The sequence below is a fragment of the Pseudomonas sp. QL9 genome (assembly GCF_041409665.1).
In the GTDB taxonomy this organism is placed as follows: domain Bacteria; phylum Pseudomonadota; class Gammaproteobacteria; order Pseudomonadales; family Pseudomonadaceae; genus Pseudomonas; species Pseudomonas knackmussii.
In genome coordinates this window covers 993291-1008233 of the sequence record NZ_CP166971.1, presented here as the reverse complement: position 1 = coordinate 1008233, position 14943 = coordinate 993291, and the positions used below count along the sequence as shown (strand labels likewise).

Genomic DNA, 14943 nt, shown 5'->3' with positions numbered 1-14943 from the left:
GCAGGGGATGCGCCCGCCGAATGGCGGGCGCCGACTAGAACAGCTCGTCTTTCTCGAAGCGACGGGCTTCGCGCTGCAGCTGGTAGACGAAGCGCTCGATGTGGCGCTGCTCCAGACCGCTCATGCGATGGAAGCGCAGGCCGGCGAAACTCACGTCGGCCTTTTCGTCGAAATGCACATGGCGCAGTTCGACTTCCACGGTGATGGCGCCGAACGGCAGGCGTGCGATGAAGCGATCGTAGACCTGGCCGGTCTGCAGGCGCTCGCTCACGTTGCCGCCGAAGCGCACCTTGCAGCCGGTGGCGGAGATATCCAGCAGAGTGCCGGTAACCGCTGCCTTGAGCTTCTGCCCACCCAGCTCCACGGCAACCGGCTGACCCTGCTGGATCGCTGCGCGATAGGCGTTGCGGCGCTGGTGGTAGAGCATTTCCGCGGGGAACGGCAGCCAGTAGCAGCGCGAGCCGTCCAGTTCGCTGACCTGTGCACCCTGCTTGCAATCCCAGGCGATGCGCACGCCCTCGTGGAAGGCTTCGATGCGGAAGGCCTCGCCATTCTGCAGGTAGCGCTCGCCGTCATTGGGGATGAGTTCGTCCAGGGCGACGCGGTTGCGTTCGCGCTCGATGGCGACGACGAAGCTCTGGAAGCGCTGGTTGCGCTCGGCGAAGGTGATGACCAGGGGATCGTGGCTTTCCATGAGGGTTCGCAGGTTGGCCTGAATTTCCACAGGCGCCTTGAGCATCTTCGGCGGTTGCGGGCCATTTTCCTCGGCGAACGGGCTCGACACGGTCCTCGGGTCTCCAATTGTGGTTGTTATGAGCTGCACGGGGGCGACGGCATTGTGCCGTAACGTCGGGGACGATACTAGAACTCAGGCCTGGCTGAGAGGACGCTGGCGGTTGCCCTGGGTGGCGCTGCCGCGGCGGTCGTAGAGGCTGGGGGTTTCCTGGCCGCGCAGGATGTCCAGCAGCCGGCCGGTGGCGTGCTGGTTGCTGCGGATGACCCGACCATTGCGCAGGTTCGCCTGCTTGCAACGCTCCAGGAGTTCGCCCAGTTCGTCGCTGCGCGCGAGCGTATCGGCATCCACGCTACCCAGCGCGGCGAGCTCGGCGAGACCCTGGCGATCGCTGCTCACGCCAGCCTGTTGCAGCAGCTGGCTGCGCTGCCGGCCGTTGTTCTCCATCTGCTGCAGGAGCGGCAGCTTGGCGTCGAGCAGGCTCTGCAGGCGTTCGAGGTCGCGGGCCTCGAGGGCCTGGAGTTCGTCCTCGATGAGCTGCAGCAGCCGCTGGGCGGCGCCGATATCCTCGGTCAACAGGTGGAGCAGGGGGGCGTTGGGCATCTCGGGCTCGGGGCTTGGGCGTCCAAGGAGTTCCCGGCGCTGGCACCAGGGCTCAGCGCTGGGATTCGAAGTCGAGCAGTTTGCCGGCGACTTTCTGGCTGTCGACCTTGTAGCTGCCATCGGCGATGGCCTGCTTCAGTCGCGCGACCTTTTCCGAGTCGACGACAGGTTGGTCTTTCAGCTGGTCGCTGGCTTTCTGCAGTTGCTGGGCAGTGCTGCTCAGCTGCACGGGTTCACCGCTGTTTTGGGCCGGGGTGCTGGCGGTCGGTTCGCTACCGGCGGCTTCGCTCGGGCCGCTTTTGGCCTTGCCGGTGCTGCCGGTACTGGCCGGAGCGCTGGCATTGTTCAGCCGGTTGAAGTCGATGACCATGGTATTTAGCCTCTGGGGGTTCAGGACGCTTGCCAAAGGTTTCGGCCGCCGCCGGGAAAACTTTAGGGCGACTTTTTGTGCGTCTTCCCACAGTTTAGTGAAGGCTGGCGCGTCAGCGCCAGACTTCCGTCACTAGAGCGCTACCTGAACCGCTCCGGCCTCCACCACCTGGGCCTTGATGATGCGCTGCGAACTGAGGTTTCGCACGCGAATCTGCTCGCCGGGCACGCCATCGGCCAGGGCCTCGCCCTGCATGGCCACGGTGACCGAGCCGGTCAAGGCTCGAATCACCACCTGATCTCCTTTGTGAACGACTGCTGCCTGCTCCAGGAATACCGGGGCGAGCACCTGGTCGTTGGTGGTCGGACGCTTGAGCTTCTGCCCGACCGCGCGGTCCGGTTCGGTGAGGTAGCCCTGGCCGAGCTGGCCGACGTCGCGCTCGACGACACTGATGTCGCCCGGCTCGATGACGTGATCGCGCTTGAGCGGCTGGGTGGTCACCACCACCTGGCGGTAGAGGTGCACGGTGGCCGGAATGTACACGGTCCACGGCGAACTGCCGTCGCAGCGCACCTGCACCGTCACCCGGCCGAGCGGCTGCGCCGGGCTTTCCAGCGACTGCGACAGGTCCTTGTCGCATTGCGCCAGGCGCAGGCGCGGATCGAGGCGCGCCACTTCGATTTCGTAGCGTGCGTCGATGCCGCTGTTACGTAGATAATCTTCAACCTTGAACTCAAGAAACCCCTGGGTCGAGCCGATAAGGATTTCGGGAGCGGTGAAGTCCTCTGCCTGGGCCATGCCCAGTCCGAACAGGCCGGTCGCCCCCAGAACTCCGCAGAGTGTCCGGACGCGTTTTCGGGACTGTCGGAAAAATGTCGTTGACTGTTTCATGCAACGATCCAAGCAATGCTCGTGCCGCTTGGCGTGGAATCGCGCTGCGGCGGCAAATGGAGGCGCAATGGCCGGAGTCATGGATTCGGTCAACCAGCGCACGCAGCTGGTTGGCCAGAATCGTCTCGAGTTACTGCTGTTCCGGCTGGATGGCAGCCAGCTCTACGGCATCAACGTGTTCAAGGTGAAAGAGGTACTGCAGTGCCCGCGCCTGACCGTGATGCCCAAGTCCAGTCCGGTGGTGCGCGGTGTGGCGAACATCCGCGGCGGCACCATCCCGATCCTCGACCTGTCGCTGGCCACCGGCCGCCGCGGCTTGCGCGATATCGAAAACAGTTTCGTGATCATCACCGAGTACAACACCAAGGTGCAGGGCTTCCTGGTGCACTCGGTGGAACGCATCGTCAACATGAACTGGGGCGAGATCCATCCGCCGCCCAAGGGCACCGGCCGCGATCATTACCTGACGGCGGTCACTCGTGTGGACAAGCAGCTGGTGGAAGTCATCGACGTGGAGAAGATCCTCGCCGAAGTGGCGCCGACCAGTGAGGAAATCTCCGAGGGCGTCGTGGATGCCGATACCCAGGCTCGCGCGATCAGCAAGCGCGTGCTGGTGGTGGACGACTCCTCCGTGGCCCGCAAGCAGCTGGTGCGCTGCCTGGAAACTGTCGGTGTCGAAGTGCTGGCGCTCAATGACGGCCGCCAGGCGCTGGACTACCTTCAACAGATGCTGGATGCCGGCGGTAAGCCGGGCGAGGAGCTGTTGATGGTGATTTCCGACATCGAAATGCCGGAGATGGACGGATACACGCTGACAGCAGAAATTCGCCATGATCCGCGACTGCAGGATTTGCATATTCTCCTGCATACTTCGTTGTCGGGGGTGTTCAACCAGGCGATGGTCAGGAAGGTCGGCGCCGACGATTTCCTGGCCAAGTTCCGTCCGGACGACCTGGCGGCACGAGTAGCCGAACGGATTCGCGCGTTCGACGCACGTTGACACGGGGAACACCCGCAAGGTGACCACGGGCGGCCCCAGTGCCGTCCAAGGCCGGGGTCGACTCCGGCCTGCACGGTGCCGCAGTGGGCATCGGGCCAACACAAAGGGGCGTTCATAGGTGACATCAACCAATCTGGAATTCGAGCTGTTCCGGGACTTCCTGGAAAAGACCTGTGGCATCGTGCTGGGTGCCAACAAGCAGTACCTGGTCGCCAGCCGTCTGAACAAGTTGATGGAACAGCAGGGCATCAAGACGCTCGGCGAATTGGTGCAGAAGATCCAGGGCCCGTCGCGCGGTCAATTGCGCGAGCTGGTCGTGGATGCCATGACCACCAACGAAACCCTCTGGTTTCGCGACACCTATCCCTTCGAGGTGCTGAAGAACCGCGTGCTGGCCGAGAGCATCAAGGCCAGTCCCGGACAGCGCCTGCGCATCTGGTCGGCGGCCTGTTCGTCGGGCCAGGAGCCCTACTCGCTGTCGATGACCATCGACGAGTTCGAGAAGACCAACCTCGGCCAGCTCAAGGCCGGCGTGCAGATCGTGGCGACCGACCTTTCCGGCTCCATGCTCAACGCTTGCCGCGCCGGCGAGTACGACAGCCTGGCGATCGGCCGCGGCCTGTCCCAGGAGCGCCTGCAGCGCTACTTCGACGCCAAGGGGCCGGGACGCTGGGCAGTGAAGCCGGCAATCAAGAGCCGCGTCGAGTTCCGCGCGCTGAACCTGCTGGACAGCTACGCGAGCCTCGGCAAGTTCGACCTGATCTTCTGCCGCAACGTGCTCATCTATTTCTCCGCCGAGATCAAGCGCGACATCCTGCTGCGCATGCACGCCGCGCTGAAGCCGGGCGGCTACCTGTTCCTCGGCGCCTCCGAAGCGCTCAACGGCCTGCCGGATCATTACCAGATGGTCCAGTGCAACCCGGGGATCATCTACAAGGCCAAGTAGGCCGTGGCCGGACCGGCGTTGCGGCCGGCCCGTGCATCTGGTGCAGGCCTATCGGTCTGTTGCCGATCCGATCTCCCTCTCCCCACCCCTCTCCCGCAAGCGGGAGAGGGGGCTGTCCGGCGTGTGCGGAAATCCCGGCGTCATCCTGCAGGAGCGGATTCATCCGTGAACCGTACGGCACCGTGATCCCTGTAGGAGCGGCCCATGGCCGCGAATCGCGCGCATGGCGCGCTCCTACAGGTTCAAATTGGCGCGAGAATTTTCGCGGATGAATCCGCTCCTGCATGACCTGGAAGGGAAGCTCGATGCGCGACTGTAGGAGCGGACCTTGTCCGCGAAAAATCGCAGGCGCAGCCTCGCACTCGCGGAGATCACGGGAAGCTGCGAGCGGAGCTCGAACACCCCGTCAAAAGGGCAGGGCACCCTTGCCGCCAGGCGGAAATGCCTTGCCGCTTGCCGCGATTTGCCGCCTCTTGCCGCTCTTGATCTTTGCTTAATGCCTTGATTTAAAAGGGTTTTATATTTTGGCACGCACCTTGCTGAAGTGATGGCAAGCCCACACCGGCAAACAGGTTCGTGACCATGAGCATCAGCTTCGATACCGCCCTCGGCATCCATCAGCAGGCCCTCAGCTTCCGCTCACAGCGCGCCGAGGTCCTGGCCAACAACCTGGCCAACGCCGACACGCCGAACTACAAGGCACGCGACATGGATTTCGCCTCGGTGCTCGCGGCCCAGTCCGGCAATGCCCAGCGCGGCAACTTCGCCACCACACTCACCAACTCCCGGCACATCGAAGCCGACGGCGTGAGCCTGAGCGACGACGCGCTGAAGTACCGCATTCCGGCCAACCCCGCGCTCGACCAGAACACCGTCGACGCGCAGGTCGAGCAGGCGAAGTACGCCGAGAACGCCACCCAGTTCCAGGCCAGCTTCACCTTCCTCAACAGCAAGTTCAAAGGTCTGATGACCGCCATTCGCGGGGAGTGATCGCCATGTCTCTGGCCAGTGTCTTCAACATCGCCGGTACCGGCATGAGTGCCCAGACCACCCGTCTGAACACCACCGCCTCCAACCTCGCCAACGCCGAGAGCGTGTCCTCGAGCATCGATCAGACCTACCGCGCGCGCCATCCGGTGTTCTCCGCGATGTTCCAGCAGGCCCAGGGCGACCAGGGCTCGCTGTTCGACGACGGCAACAACCAGGCCGGCAGCGGTGTGCAGGTGCTCGGCGTGGTCGAGGATCAGAGCCCGCTGGTGCCGCGCTACGAGCCGAACCATCCGGCTGCCGACGCCAACGGCTACGTGTACTACCCGAACGTCAACGTGGTGCAGGAGATGGCCGACATGATCTCCGCCAGCCGCTCGTTCCAGAGCAATGCGGAAATGATGAACACCGCCAAGCAGATGATGCAGAAGGTGCTGACCCTGGGTCAGTGAGTCGCCGCCTCGAAGGATAGAAAATGACCACCACTTCCAGCGCCACCAACAGCAGCTCCAGCGCCTCGATCCTGTCGGCACTCAACGCCGGCTCGTCGAGTTCGTCGAGCTCTACTGCGGAAACCGGCACCAGCTCGCTGGGCAAGGATTCGTTCCTGCAGCTGCTGGTCACCCAGCTGAACAACCAGAACCCACTGGACCCGCAGGACAACACCCAGTTCGTCTCGCAGCTGGCGCAGTTCAGTAGCCTGGAGAGCATGGAGAACCTGGATACCACCCTGGGCTCCTTCTACTCCTCCTTCCAGTCCTCGCAGGCCCTGCAGGCTTCGTCGCTGGTCGGCCGCTCGGTGATAGTCGCCTCCGGCAAGGCCCAGCTCGACGATCCGACTGCCGGTGTCGCGGGCACCCTGGTGATGCCTTCGGCCGGCGACGGCACCGCGGTGAAGATCTACGACGCCGACGGCGACCTGGTGCGCACCATCGACATGGGCACGCAGAAGAGCGGCAACATCGACTTCAAGTGGGACGGCAAGGACGACAGCGGCAACCTGGTGGATGCCGGCGCCTACACCTTCAAGGCCACCTCGACGATCGATGGCACCAGCACCGCGCTGACCACCTACCTGCCGGCGACGGTGAACAGCGTCACGCTGGGCCAGAACGGCGCGAGCATGACCCTCAATCTCGCTGGCATCGGCGCCGTCTCGGCCTCCAGCATCCAGACCATTGGCAAATAATCACGCCGTCCTTCGGCACGGGAGCTGATCCATGTCTTTCAATACCGCCCTGAGTGGACTGAACGCCGCGAGCACTGACCTGAACGTGACCGGCAACAACATCGCCAACGTCGGCACCACCGGCTTCAAGTCGTCGCGCACCGAGTTCGCCGACCTCTATGCCTCTTCCATGCTCGGCACCGGGCGCAATGCCGTGGGCAGCGGGGTCATCACCCAGTCGGTGTCCCAGCAGTTCACCCAGGGCAACCTGAGCAACACCGGTCGCAGCCTGGACCTGGCCATCAGCGGCAACGGCTTCTTCATGACCAGCGACAACGGCTCGCGCATCTATACCCGTAACGGCACCTTCAATACCGACGCCGCCGGCTACATCATCGACGGCTCTGGCAACCGCCTGCAGGGTTACGGCGTGAGCTCCACCGGTTCGGTGGTCAACGGCGTGATCACCGACCTCAAGGTCGATACTGCCAACCAGCCGCCGAGCCCGACCTCGAAGATCACCTCGACCCTGAGCCTGAATTCCAAGGCCACCACTCCGACCACCACGCCGTTCGACGCGACCAACTCGGACACCTACAACTGGTCGACCTCGGTGGATATCTACGACTCCCAGGGCAACTCGCACACCATGACGAACTACTTCGTCAAGGACAGCAGCAACAACTGGAGCATGTACAGCCTGGTTGACGGCCGCTCGCCGACCAACCCGGCCAGCACCACGCCGATGACCACCCAGCTCACCTTCAGCAGCGCCGGCCAGCTCACCGGGATCAGCTCCACCGACCTGACGGTGAACGCCGACAACAGCCTGACCCTGAACGGCTGGGTGCCGGCCGCGGTCACCAACGCCAACACCAATCCGGTGACCTGGGGTGCCAACGGCGCGGCGGCCGCTTCCGGCGGCATCAACATGGACTTCACCAAGACCACCCAGACCAACGCCAGCTTCGCGGTCACCGCAGTGACCCAGGACGGCTACTCCACAGGCCAGATGTCCGGCCTGTCGGTGGCCGAGGACGGGCAGATGTACGCCACCTACACCAACGGCCAGTCCAAAGTGATCGGTCAGGTGATTCTCGCCAACTTCGCCAACACCCAGGGCCTGACCCCGGTGGGCAATACCGGCTGGAAGCAGTCGCTGGCTTCCGGCGAGGCGGTGGTGGGCACACCGACCTCCGGCACCCTGGGTTCGGTGGGCTCCGGTTCGCTGGAAGAATCCAACGTCGACCTCACCGCGCAGCTGGTGAACCTGATCGTGGCGCAGCGCAACTACCAGGCGAACGCCAAGACGGTCCAGACCGAAAGCACCATCTCCGACGCGATCATCAACATCCGCTAACGGCGGCAAGGCGTCTTGCCGCTGGCGGCAGTCCGTCGCCGCCAGCGGTCCCTCCAGGCTCCCTCGGGAGCCTTCTGTTTTTGTTTTTCCCTTTCATATCAGCGTTTTATTCTTATTTTTCAGATTTGGCACAGCCCTTGCTGAAGTACCTCCAGCAGCGCCGGGAAACCGACCCGGCCTTGGAGGATCACCTTGGACAGAATGCTCTACGTCGCCATGAGCGGGGCCAGCCAGAACACCCTGGCGATGCAGGCCCACGCCAACAACCTGGCGAACATTTCCACCACCGGATTCCGTCGGGATTTCGAGCAGGCGCGTGCCATGCCGGTCTTCGGCGACAGTTTTCCGGCGCGTGTGTACGCCATGAGCGAACGGCCGGCCACCGACTTCAGCGGCGGCTCCCTGCAGGAAACCGGACGTGACCTCGACGTAGCTGCCAAGGGCAATGCCTGGATCGCCGTGCAGGCGCCGGACGGCGGTGAAGCCTACGTGCGCACCGGCAGCCTGGAAATCGACGCGCTCGGCCAGCTGCGTACCGGCGACGGCATGCCGGTGCTGGGCAATGGCGGGCCGATCGCCGTGCCGCCGGAAGAGAAGATCGACATCGGCGAGGACGGCACCATCACCATCCGCGGCCAGGGCAACAACCCCAATGCGCTGGCCACCGTCGACCGCATCAAGCTGGTCACCCCGGATCCCAAGCAGCTGGAGAAGGGCCCCGACGGCCTGATCCGCGTCGCCCAGGGCCAACCGGCGCCGCAGGCCGACGCCAATGCCAGCGTGCAGTCCGGCTTCCTCGAATCGAGCAACGTCAACGCGGTGGAAGAGATGACCTCGATTCTCGCGCTGTCCCGCCAGTTCGAGCTCCACGTGAAGATGATGCGCACCGCCGAGGATGACTCCCAGGCGGCGGCAAAGGTTTTGCAAATTAGCTAATCACCCGGTAGAGGCGTCATGAATCCGACGCCCGAGGAGAACCGACATGCTTCCGGCTCTGTGGGTCAGCAAGACGGGCTTAGCCGCCCAGGACATGAACCTGACCACCATTTCCAACAACCTGGCCAACGTCTCGACCACCGGCTTCAAGCGCGATCGCGCCGAATTCCAGGACCTGCTGTACCAGATCAAGCGTCAGCCCGGCGCCAACTCGACCCAGGACAGCCAGCTGCCCTCGGGCCTGCAGCTGGGCACCGGCGTGCGCATCGTCGGCACCCAGAAGAACTTCACCGCCGGCAGCCTGCAGACCACCGACAACCCGCTGGACATGGCGGTCAACGGTCGCGGCTTCTTCCAGGTGCTGACCCCGGACGGCACCGTCGCCTATACCCGCGACGGCAGCTTCCACCTGAACTCCGACGGCCAGATCGTCACCTCCAACGGCAACGCCCTGGAGCCGGCCATCGTGGTCCCGGCGGAAACCCAGACCTTCACCGTCGGCACCGACGGCACCGTCTCGGTCACCGTCGCCGGCAACTCCACGCCGCAGGTGATCGGCAACATCCAGACCGCCGACTTCATCAACCCGGCGGGCCTGCAGGCCAACGGCAACAACCTGTTCCTGGAGACCGCTTCCAGTGGTGCGCCGCAGGTCGGCACGCCGGGCCTCAACGGCCTGGGCACCGTACAGCAGAACACCCTGGAGAACTCCAACGTCAGCGTGGTGGAAGAGATGGTGAACATGATCACCACCCAGCGCGCCTACGAAATGAACTCCAAGGTGATTTCCACCGCCGACCAGATGCTGGGCTTCATCAGCCAGAACCTGTGATGAGTGACCGGGCCGCGAGGCCCGGGTAGTTGAAAGCTCTCCCCGAGAGGTAGTTGCAATGAACCGTTTCCACGTCCTTCCGCTGCTGGCGATCACCGCACTGGCTGGTTGCGTCAGTCCTCCGCCGAAGCCGGACGATCCCTACTACGCACCGGTCATGCCGCGTACCCCGATGCCGGCGGCGCAGAACAACGGTTCCATCTATCAGTCCGGGTTCGAGAACAACCTCTACGGCGATCGCAAGGCGTTCCGCGTCGGCGACATCATCACCGTGACCCTCAACGAGAAGACCCAGGCGAGCAAGAAGGCCAACTCGGATGTCTCCAAGGACAGCAAGAACAAGCTGGGCGTGACCTCGCTGTTCGGCAGCACACCGTCGACCGATAACCCGTTCGGCAGTGGCAGCCTGAACCTCGGCGCCGAGTACAACGGCAGCCGCGAATCCAAGGGCGACAGCTCGGCGGGGCAGAGCAACAGCCTGACCGGCTCGATCACCGTGACCGTGGCCGAAGTCATGCCCAACGGCATCCTCGCTGTACGCGGTGAAAAGTGGATGACGCTGAACACAGGCAATGAGCTGGTGCGCATCGCCGGCCTGATCCGCGCCGACGACATCGCCACCGACAACACCGTGTCCTCGACCCGGGTCGCCGATGCGCGCATCACCTATTCGGGCACCGGCTCCTTCGCCGACGCCAGCCAGCCGGGTTGGCTGGACCGCTTCTTCCTGAGCCCCCTGTGGCCGTTCTGACGGGGTGACCTGAGATGTCGATGTTCTCTCGCCTGCTCCTTGTCCTCGGCCTGTCCTGCCTGGCGTTCGCCGCCCAGGCCGAGCGCCTGAAGGACATCGCCAGCATCCAGGGCGTGCGCAGCAACCAGCTGATCGGCTACGGCCTGGTGGTCGGCCTCAACGGCACCGGCGACCAGACCACGCAGACCCCGTTCACCCTGCAGACCTTCAACAACATGCTGGCGCAGTTCGGCATCAAGGTGCCGGCCGGCAGCGGCAACGTGCAGCTGAAGAACGTCGCCGCGGTGTCGGTGCATGCCGACCTGCCGCCGTTCGCCAAGCCGGGCCAGACCATCGACGTCACCATCTCCTCCATCGGCAACTCCAAGAGCCTGCGCGGCGGCAGCCTGCTGATGACCCAGCTGAAAGGCATCGACGGCCAGACCTACGCCATCGCCCAGGGCAACCTGGTGGTCGGCGGCTTCGATGCCGAAGGCCGCGACGGCTCGAAAATCACCGTCAACGTGCCGTCGGCCGGGCGCATTCCTTCCGGCGCTACCGTCGAACGTACCGTGCCGAGCGGCTTCGACCAGGGCAACAGCCTGACCCTGAACCTCAACCGTCCGGACTTCACCACCGCCAAGCACATCGTCGACCGCATCAACGACATGCTCGGCCCGGGCGTTGCCCAGGCCATCGACGGCGGTTCCGTGCGGGTCAGCGCGCCGCTGGATCCGAACCAGCGGGTCGATTACATGTCGGTGCTGGAGAACCTCGAAGTGCAGTCCGGCGAGGCGGTGGCCAAGGTCATCATCAACTCGCGTACCGGCACCATCGTCATCGGCCAGAACGTGCGGGTTTCGCCGGCCGCCGTGACCCACGGCAGCCTCACCGTGACCATCACCGAGGACACCCAGGTCAGCCAGCCGGCACCTTTCTCCAACGGCCAGACCGCGGTAACGCCGCGCTCCACCGTCAACGCCCAGCAGGAAGCCAAGCCGATGTTCAAGTTCGGCCCGGGCACCACCCTCGACGAGATCGTCCGGGCGGTGAACCAGGTCGGCGCGGCGCCCAGCGACCTGATGGCCATCCTCGAAGCCCTCAAGCAGGCCGGCGCGTTGCAGGCCGAGCTGATCGTCATCTGAGGACGCCACCATGGACGCACGACTGCTCAACTCCGGCACCGCCAGCAGCGATAGCCAGGCCTACACCGACCTCAATCGCCTGAGCCAGCTCAAGACCGGCGACAAGAACAGCCAGGGCAACATCCGCAAGGTGGCCCAGGAGTTCGAGTCGCTGTTCATGAACGAGATGCTCAAGTCGATGCGCTCGGCCAACGAGGTGTTCGCCAAGGACAACCCGATGAACAGCGAGGCCGGCAAGCAATACCAGGACATGTACGACCAGCAGCTGTCCGTGAGCCTGTCGCGCAACGGCCACGGCATCGGCCTGGCCGACATGCTGGTCAAGCAGATGGACAAGATGCAGGGCGTGCGCCACACCGGCGACAACCCCTTCGCCACGACCCAGGCGCAGACCGACGCCACCAGCCAGGCCCAGGCCACCGGCGAGCGCCAACAGGCGAAGAGCCTGTGGTCTTCCAGCGGCAAACCCTTGCCGGTGCCGGCCGCCGGCCGCGACGACCGCGCCGCGCTGAACGCCCGTCGCCTGGCGCTGCCAGGCAAGCTCAGCGACCGCCAGGTCGCCGGCATCAGCGGCGCCTACACCAGGGCCGCGAGCGACACGCAAGGGCAGTCTCTGGGCAACGACAACTGGCGCCAGGGCAAGGCCTATGACGCGCAGCAGGATGCCAGCCAGGCGAGTGCCGATGCCTCCAGCGCCAAAATGTCGGTCAAGCCGGGCAAGCCGATGTTCGCCTCCGCCGACGACTTCGTCGCCACCATGATGCCGATGGCCGAACGCGCCGCTAAGCGCATTGGCGTCGACCCGCGCTACCTGGTCGCCCAGGCCGCGCTGGAAACCGGCTGGGGCAAGAAGATGATCGCCCAGCGCGATGGCAGCAGCAGCCATAACCTGTTCGGCGTCAAGAGCGGCTCGAACTGGGACGGCGCCTCGGCGCGCGCAGTGACCAGCGAGTACGAGAACGGCAAGCAAGTGAAGGAGGTGGCCTCGTTCCGCGCCTACAACTCCTTCGAGCAGAGCTTCCAGGACTACGTCAGCTTCCTGCAGAACAACGACCGCTATCAGGGCGCGCTGGACTCCACCGCGCGCCCCGACCAATTCATGAAGGAACTGCAACGCGCCGGTTATGCCACCGACCCGCAATACGCGCGCAAGGTGTCGCAGATCGCCAAGCAGATGCAGGTCTACCAGTCCGTCGCCATGGCCGACGCGCCGACCCGGACGCTCTAAGGAAAGCCCATGAACCTGTTATCCATCGGCCTGTCGGGCCTCAACGCCTCGCAGACGGCGCTGACCACCACCGGCAACAACATCACCAACGTCGACACCCAAGGCTACACGCGCCAGCAGTCGGTGCCGGTCGCCTCGGCATCGCAGTTCGCCGGCCAGTACTACGTCGGCACCGGTACCACGGTGCAGGACGTTCGCCGCCTCTACAGCCAGTTCCTGGCCAACCAGCTGCGCGGCGCCACGGCGGTGGACAACGATGCGCAGACCTACCTGACCCAGGTGAACCAGGTCGACTCTTTGCTCTCGGACAGCACCACCGGCCTGTCGACCGTGATGCAGAATTTCTTCGCCTCGCTGCAGACGGCCGTCGCCACGCCCACCGACGCGGCCTCGCGCGGCCTGGTGCTGACCCAGGCGAAAAACCTGGCGCAGCGTTTCAACTCCATCTCCACCCAGCTCGGCACGCAGAACAGCTACGTCAATACGCAGATGGAAAGCCTGGCCGGGCAGGTCACTGACCTCGCCAAGACCATTGCCGGCTACAACCAGGCGATCACCGCGGCCTCGGCCAGCGGCGCCAGCGTCAACGACCTTCTGGACAAGCGCGACCAGGCGGTGGTGCAGCTGTCGAGCATGGTCGGCGTGAGCGTCGTGCAGCAGGGCAGTGCCTACAACCTCTACCTCGGTTCCGGGCAACCGCTGGTGGTCGGCAGCAACGCCTCGACCCTCAGCGCCGGCCCCAGCGCCAACAACCCGTCGCAGGACAGCCTGACCCTGACCAGCGGCAGCGTCGATGTCGATGTCACCTCGGTGGTCACCGGTGGCCAGATGGGCGGCCTGCTGCGCTATCGCACCGATGTGCTGGACACCACCCAGAACGAACTGGGGCGCATGGCGGTGGTGCTCGCCGATACCTTCAACAGCCAGCTGGGCCAGGGCCTGGACCTCAACGGCAATTTCGGCGCCGAACTGTTCAAGGACATCAACGACCCGAGCGTGATCGGCAACCGCAGCCTGGCCAACGCGCACAACGTCGGCACCGGCAACCTGAACGTCAGCATCGACGACAGCAGCGCCCTGACCACCAGCGACTACGAAGTGACCTTCACTTCGGCCACCGGGTATTCGGTGCGTCGTCTGTCCGACGGCCAGTCGATGGGTACCGGCGACCTCACCGACAGCCCGCCGAAGGATTTCGACGGCTTCAGCCTGAGCCAGCAGAGCGTCGGCACCATCCAGGCAGGCGACCGCTTCACGGTGATCCCGACGCGCACCGCCGCCTCCGACATCGGCGTCACCATGACAGATGCCAACCGCCTGGCCTTCGCCGCGCCCGTGGTCGGTTCCACCACCACCGGCAATATCGGCAGCGGCGTCATCAGCGGCACCAGCCTCACCACGCAGCTCGACGCCAGCAACAGCGCCACGCTGCCGGCGGCCATCCAGGCCGGCCTGCCGGTCAAGCTGGTGTTCGACGCCGCCAGCGGCGGCACCCAGGGCTATACCGTCTACGATTCGGCGGGCAACTCCCTGGGCACCGGCAGCATCGTGCCGGGGCAGAGCAACGACATTGCCGTGAACCTGGCCGGCCCGCCGGCGTTCAGCCTGCAGACCACCATCGCTGGCTATCCGGGACAGAACGACAGCTTCACCCTGGCTTTCAACGCCAATGGCGATGCCGACAAGACCAACGGCCAGAAACTCATCGACCTGCAGAGCACCAAGACGGTCGGCAGCGGCACGGGCAGCGGCAGTGGCATGAGCCTCACCGGTGCCTACGCCAGCCTTACCGAGAACGTCGGCGCCACGGCCAACCAGGCGAAGCTCGATGCCACGGCGACCGACGCGGTGCTGACCCAGTCGCAAAGCAACCGCGACTCGCTGTCGGCGGTGAACCTCGACGAGGAAGCGGCGAACCTGGTGAAGTTCCAGCAGTACTACACGGCCTCCGCGCAGATCATCAAGACTGCGCAGACGCTCTTCGACACCCTGATCAACAACATCTGAGGCGGCC

Annotated in this window: 16 protein-coding genes; 12 read left to right on the top strand and 4 right to left on the bottom strand. The window is 64.7% G+C overall.

The genetic code is table 11. The features are described 5' to 3' along the window. Positions 1 to 34 precede the first annotated feature (34 nt). The 4 genes from ACA097_RS04740 to flgA form a co-directional block, all read right to left on the bottom strand. Positions 35 to 739: a flagellar brake protein gene (locus ACA097_RS04740; protein ID WP_371370480.1), complete on the bottom strand. Its 705-nt coding sequence runs from the start codon at positions 737 to 739 to the stop codon at positions 35 to 37. A gap of 129 nt (positions 740 to 868) precedes the next feature. Beyond that, positions 869 to 1336 (bottom strand): flagella synthesis protein FlgN, encoded by a 468-nt coding sequence (locus ACA097_RS04735; protein ID WP_371368806.1) that lies wholly within the window; start codon positions 1334 to 1336, stop codon positions 869 to 871. Positions 1337 to 1388: 52 nt separating this feature from the next. Further along, positions 1389 to 1706, bottom strand: coding sequence for a flagellar biosynthesis anti-sigma factor FlgM (gene flgM, locus ACA097_RS04730; protein ID WP_043250600.1), 318 nt, complete (start codon positions 1704 to 1706; stop codon positions 1389 to 1391). Positions 1707 to 1838: 132 nt separating this feature from the next. Beyond that, positions 1839 to 2597: a flagellar basal body P-ring formation chaperone FlgA gene (gene flgA, locus ACA097_RS04725; protein ID WP_371368804.1), complete on the bottom strand. Its 759-nt coding sequence runs from the start codon at positions 2595 to 2597 to the stop codon at positions 1839 to 1841. A 67-nt stretch (positions 2598 to 2664) separates the two neighbouring features. Here flgA and ACA097_RS04720 point away from each other — a divergent pair, with 67 nt between their 5' ends. The 12 genes from ACA097_RS04720 (at position 2665) to flgK (ending at position 14936) form a co-directional block, all read left to right on the top strand. Beyond that, positions 2665 to 3597: a chemotaxis protein CheV gene (locus ACA097_RS04720; RefSeq protein ID WP_043250602.1), complete on the top strand. Its 933-nt coding sequence runs from the start codon at positions 2665 to 2667 to the stop codon at positions 3595 to 3597. A gap of 118 nt (positions 3598 to 3715) precedes the next feature. Beyond that, positions 3716 to 4543 carry a protein-glutamate O-methyltransferase CheR gene (gene cheR / locus ACA097_RS04715; protein WP_043250603.1) on the top strand — a complete coding sequence of 276 codons (828 nt, stop codon included), beginning with the start codon at positions 3716 to 3718 and terminating at the stop codon, positions 4541 to 4543. Between the two features lie 582 nt (positions 4544 to 5125). Beyond that, complete coding sequence (gene flgB / locus ACA097_RS04710; protein ID WP_043250604.1) at positions 5126 to 5533, top strand: flagellar basal body rod protein FlgB; 408 nt, start codon at positions 5126 to 5128, stop codon at positions 5531 to 5533. 5 nt (positions 5534 to 5538) lie between these two features. Next, positions 5539 to 5982: a flagellar basal body rod protein FlgC gene (gene flgC / locus ACA097_RS04705; protein WP_043250606.1), complete on the top strand. Its 444-nt coding sequence runs from the start codon at positions 5539 to 5541 to the stop codon at positions 5980 to 5982. Positions 5983 to 6005: 23 nt separating this feature from the next. Further along, a complete protein-coding gene (gene flgD / locus ACA097_RS04700) occupies positions 6006 to 6719 on the top strand; it encodes a flagellar hook assembly protein FlgD (RefSeq protein WP_043250608.1) in 714 nt (237 codons plus the stop codon). A 31-nt stretch (positions 6720 to 6750) separates the two neighbouring features. Further along, complete coding sequence (flgE, locus tag ACA097_RS04695) at positions 6751 to 8058, top strand: flagellar hook protein FlgE (RefSeq protein WP_043250610.1); 1308 nt, start codon at positions 6751 to 6753, stop codon at positions 8056 to 8058. Between the two features lie 192 nt (positions 8059 to 8250). Then, the gene (gene flgF, locus ACA097_RS04690; RefSeq protein WP_160286231.1) at positions 8251 to 8994 is read left to right on the top strand and encodes a flagellar basal-body rod protein FlgF; all 744 of its coding nucleotides are present in this window, start codon (positions 8251 to 8253) and stop codon (positions 8992 to 8994) included. Positions 8995 to 9040: 46 nt separating this feature from the next. Further along, the gene (flgG, locus tag ACA097_RS04685; protein WP_043250616.1) at positions 9041 to 9826 is read left to right on the top strand and encodes a flagellar basal-body rod protein FlgG; all 786 of its coding nucleotides are present in this window, start codon (positions 9041 to 9043) and stop codon (positions 9824 to 9826) included. Positions 9827 to 9884: 58 nt separating this feature from the next. After that, positions 9885 to 10577 carry a flagellar basal body L-ring protein FlgH gene (flgH, locus tag ACA097_RS04680; protein ID WP_043250618.1) on the top strand — a complete coding sequence of 231 codons (693 nt, stop codon included), beginning with the start codon at positions 9885 to 9887 and terminating at the stop codon, positions 10575 to 10577. A gap of 14 nt (positions 10578 to 10591) precedes the next feature. Continuing rightward, on the top strand, positions 10592 to 11701 hold the full coding sequence (locus ACA097_RS04675; RefSeq protein ID WP_197539246.1) for a flagellar basal body P-ring protein FlgI: 1110 nt from the start codon (positions 10592 to 10594) through the stop codon (positions 11699 to 11701). 10 nt (positions 11702 to 11711) lie between these two features. Further along, positions 11712 to 12929: a flagellar assembly peptidoglycan hydrolase FlgJ gene (gene flgJ, locus ACA097_RS04670; protein WP_160286232.1), complete on the top strand. Its 1218-nt coding sequence runs from the start codon at positions 11712 to 11714 to the stop codon at positions 12927 to 12929. A gap of 9 nt (positions 12930 to 12938) precedes the next feature. Next, positions 12939 to 14936, top strand: coding sequence for a flagellar hook-associated protein FlgK (gene flgK, locus ACA097_RS04665; RefSeq protein ID WP_371368800.1), 1998 nt, complete (start codon positions 12939 to 12941; stop codon positions 14934 to 14936). The last annotated feature ends 7 nt before the right edge of the window (positions 14937 to 14943 follow it).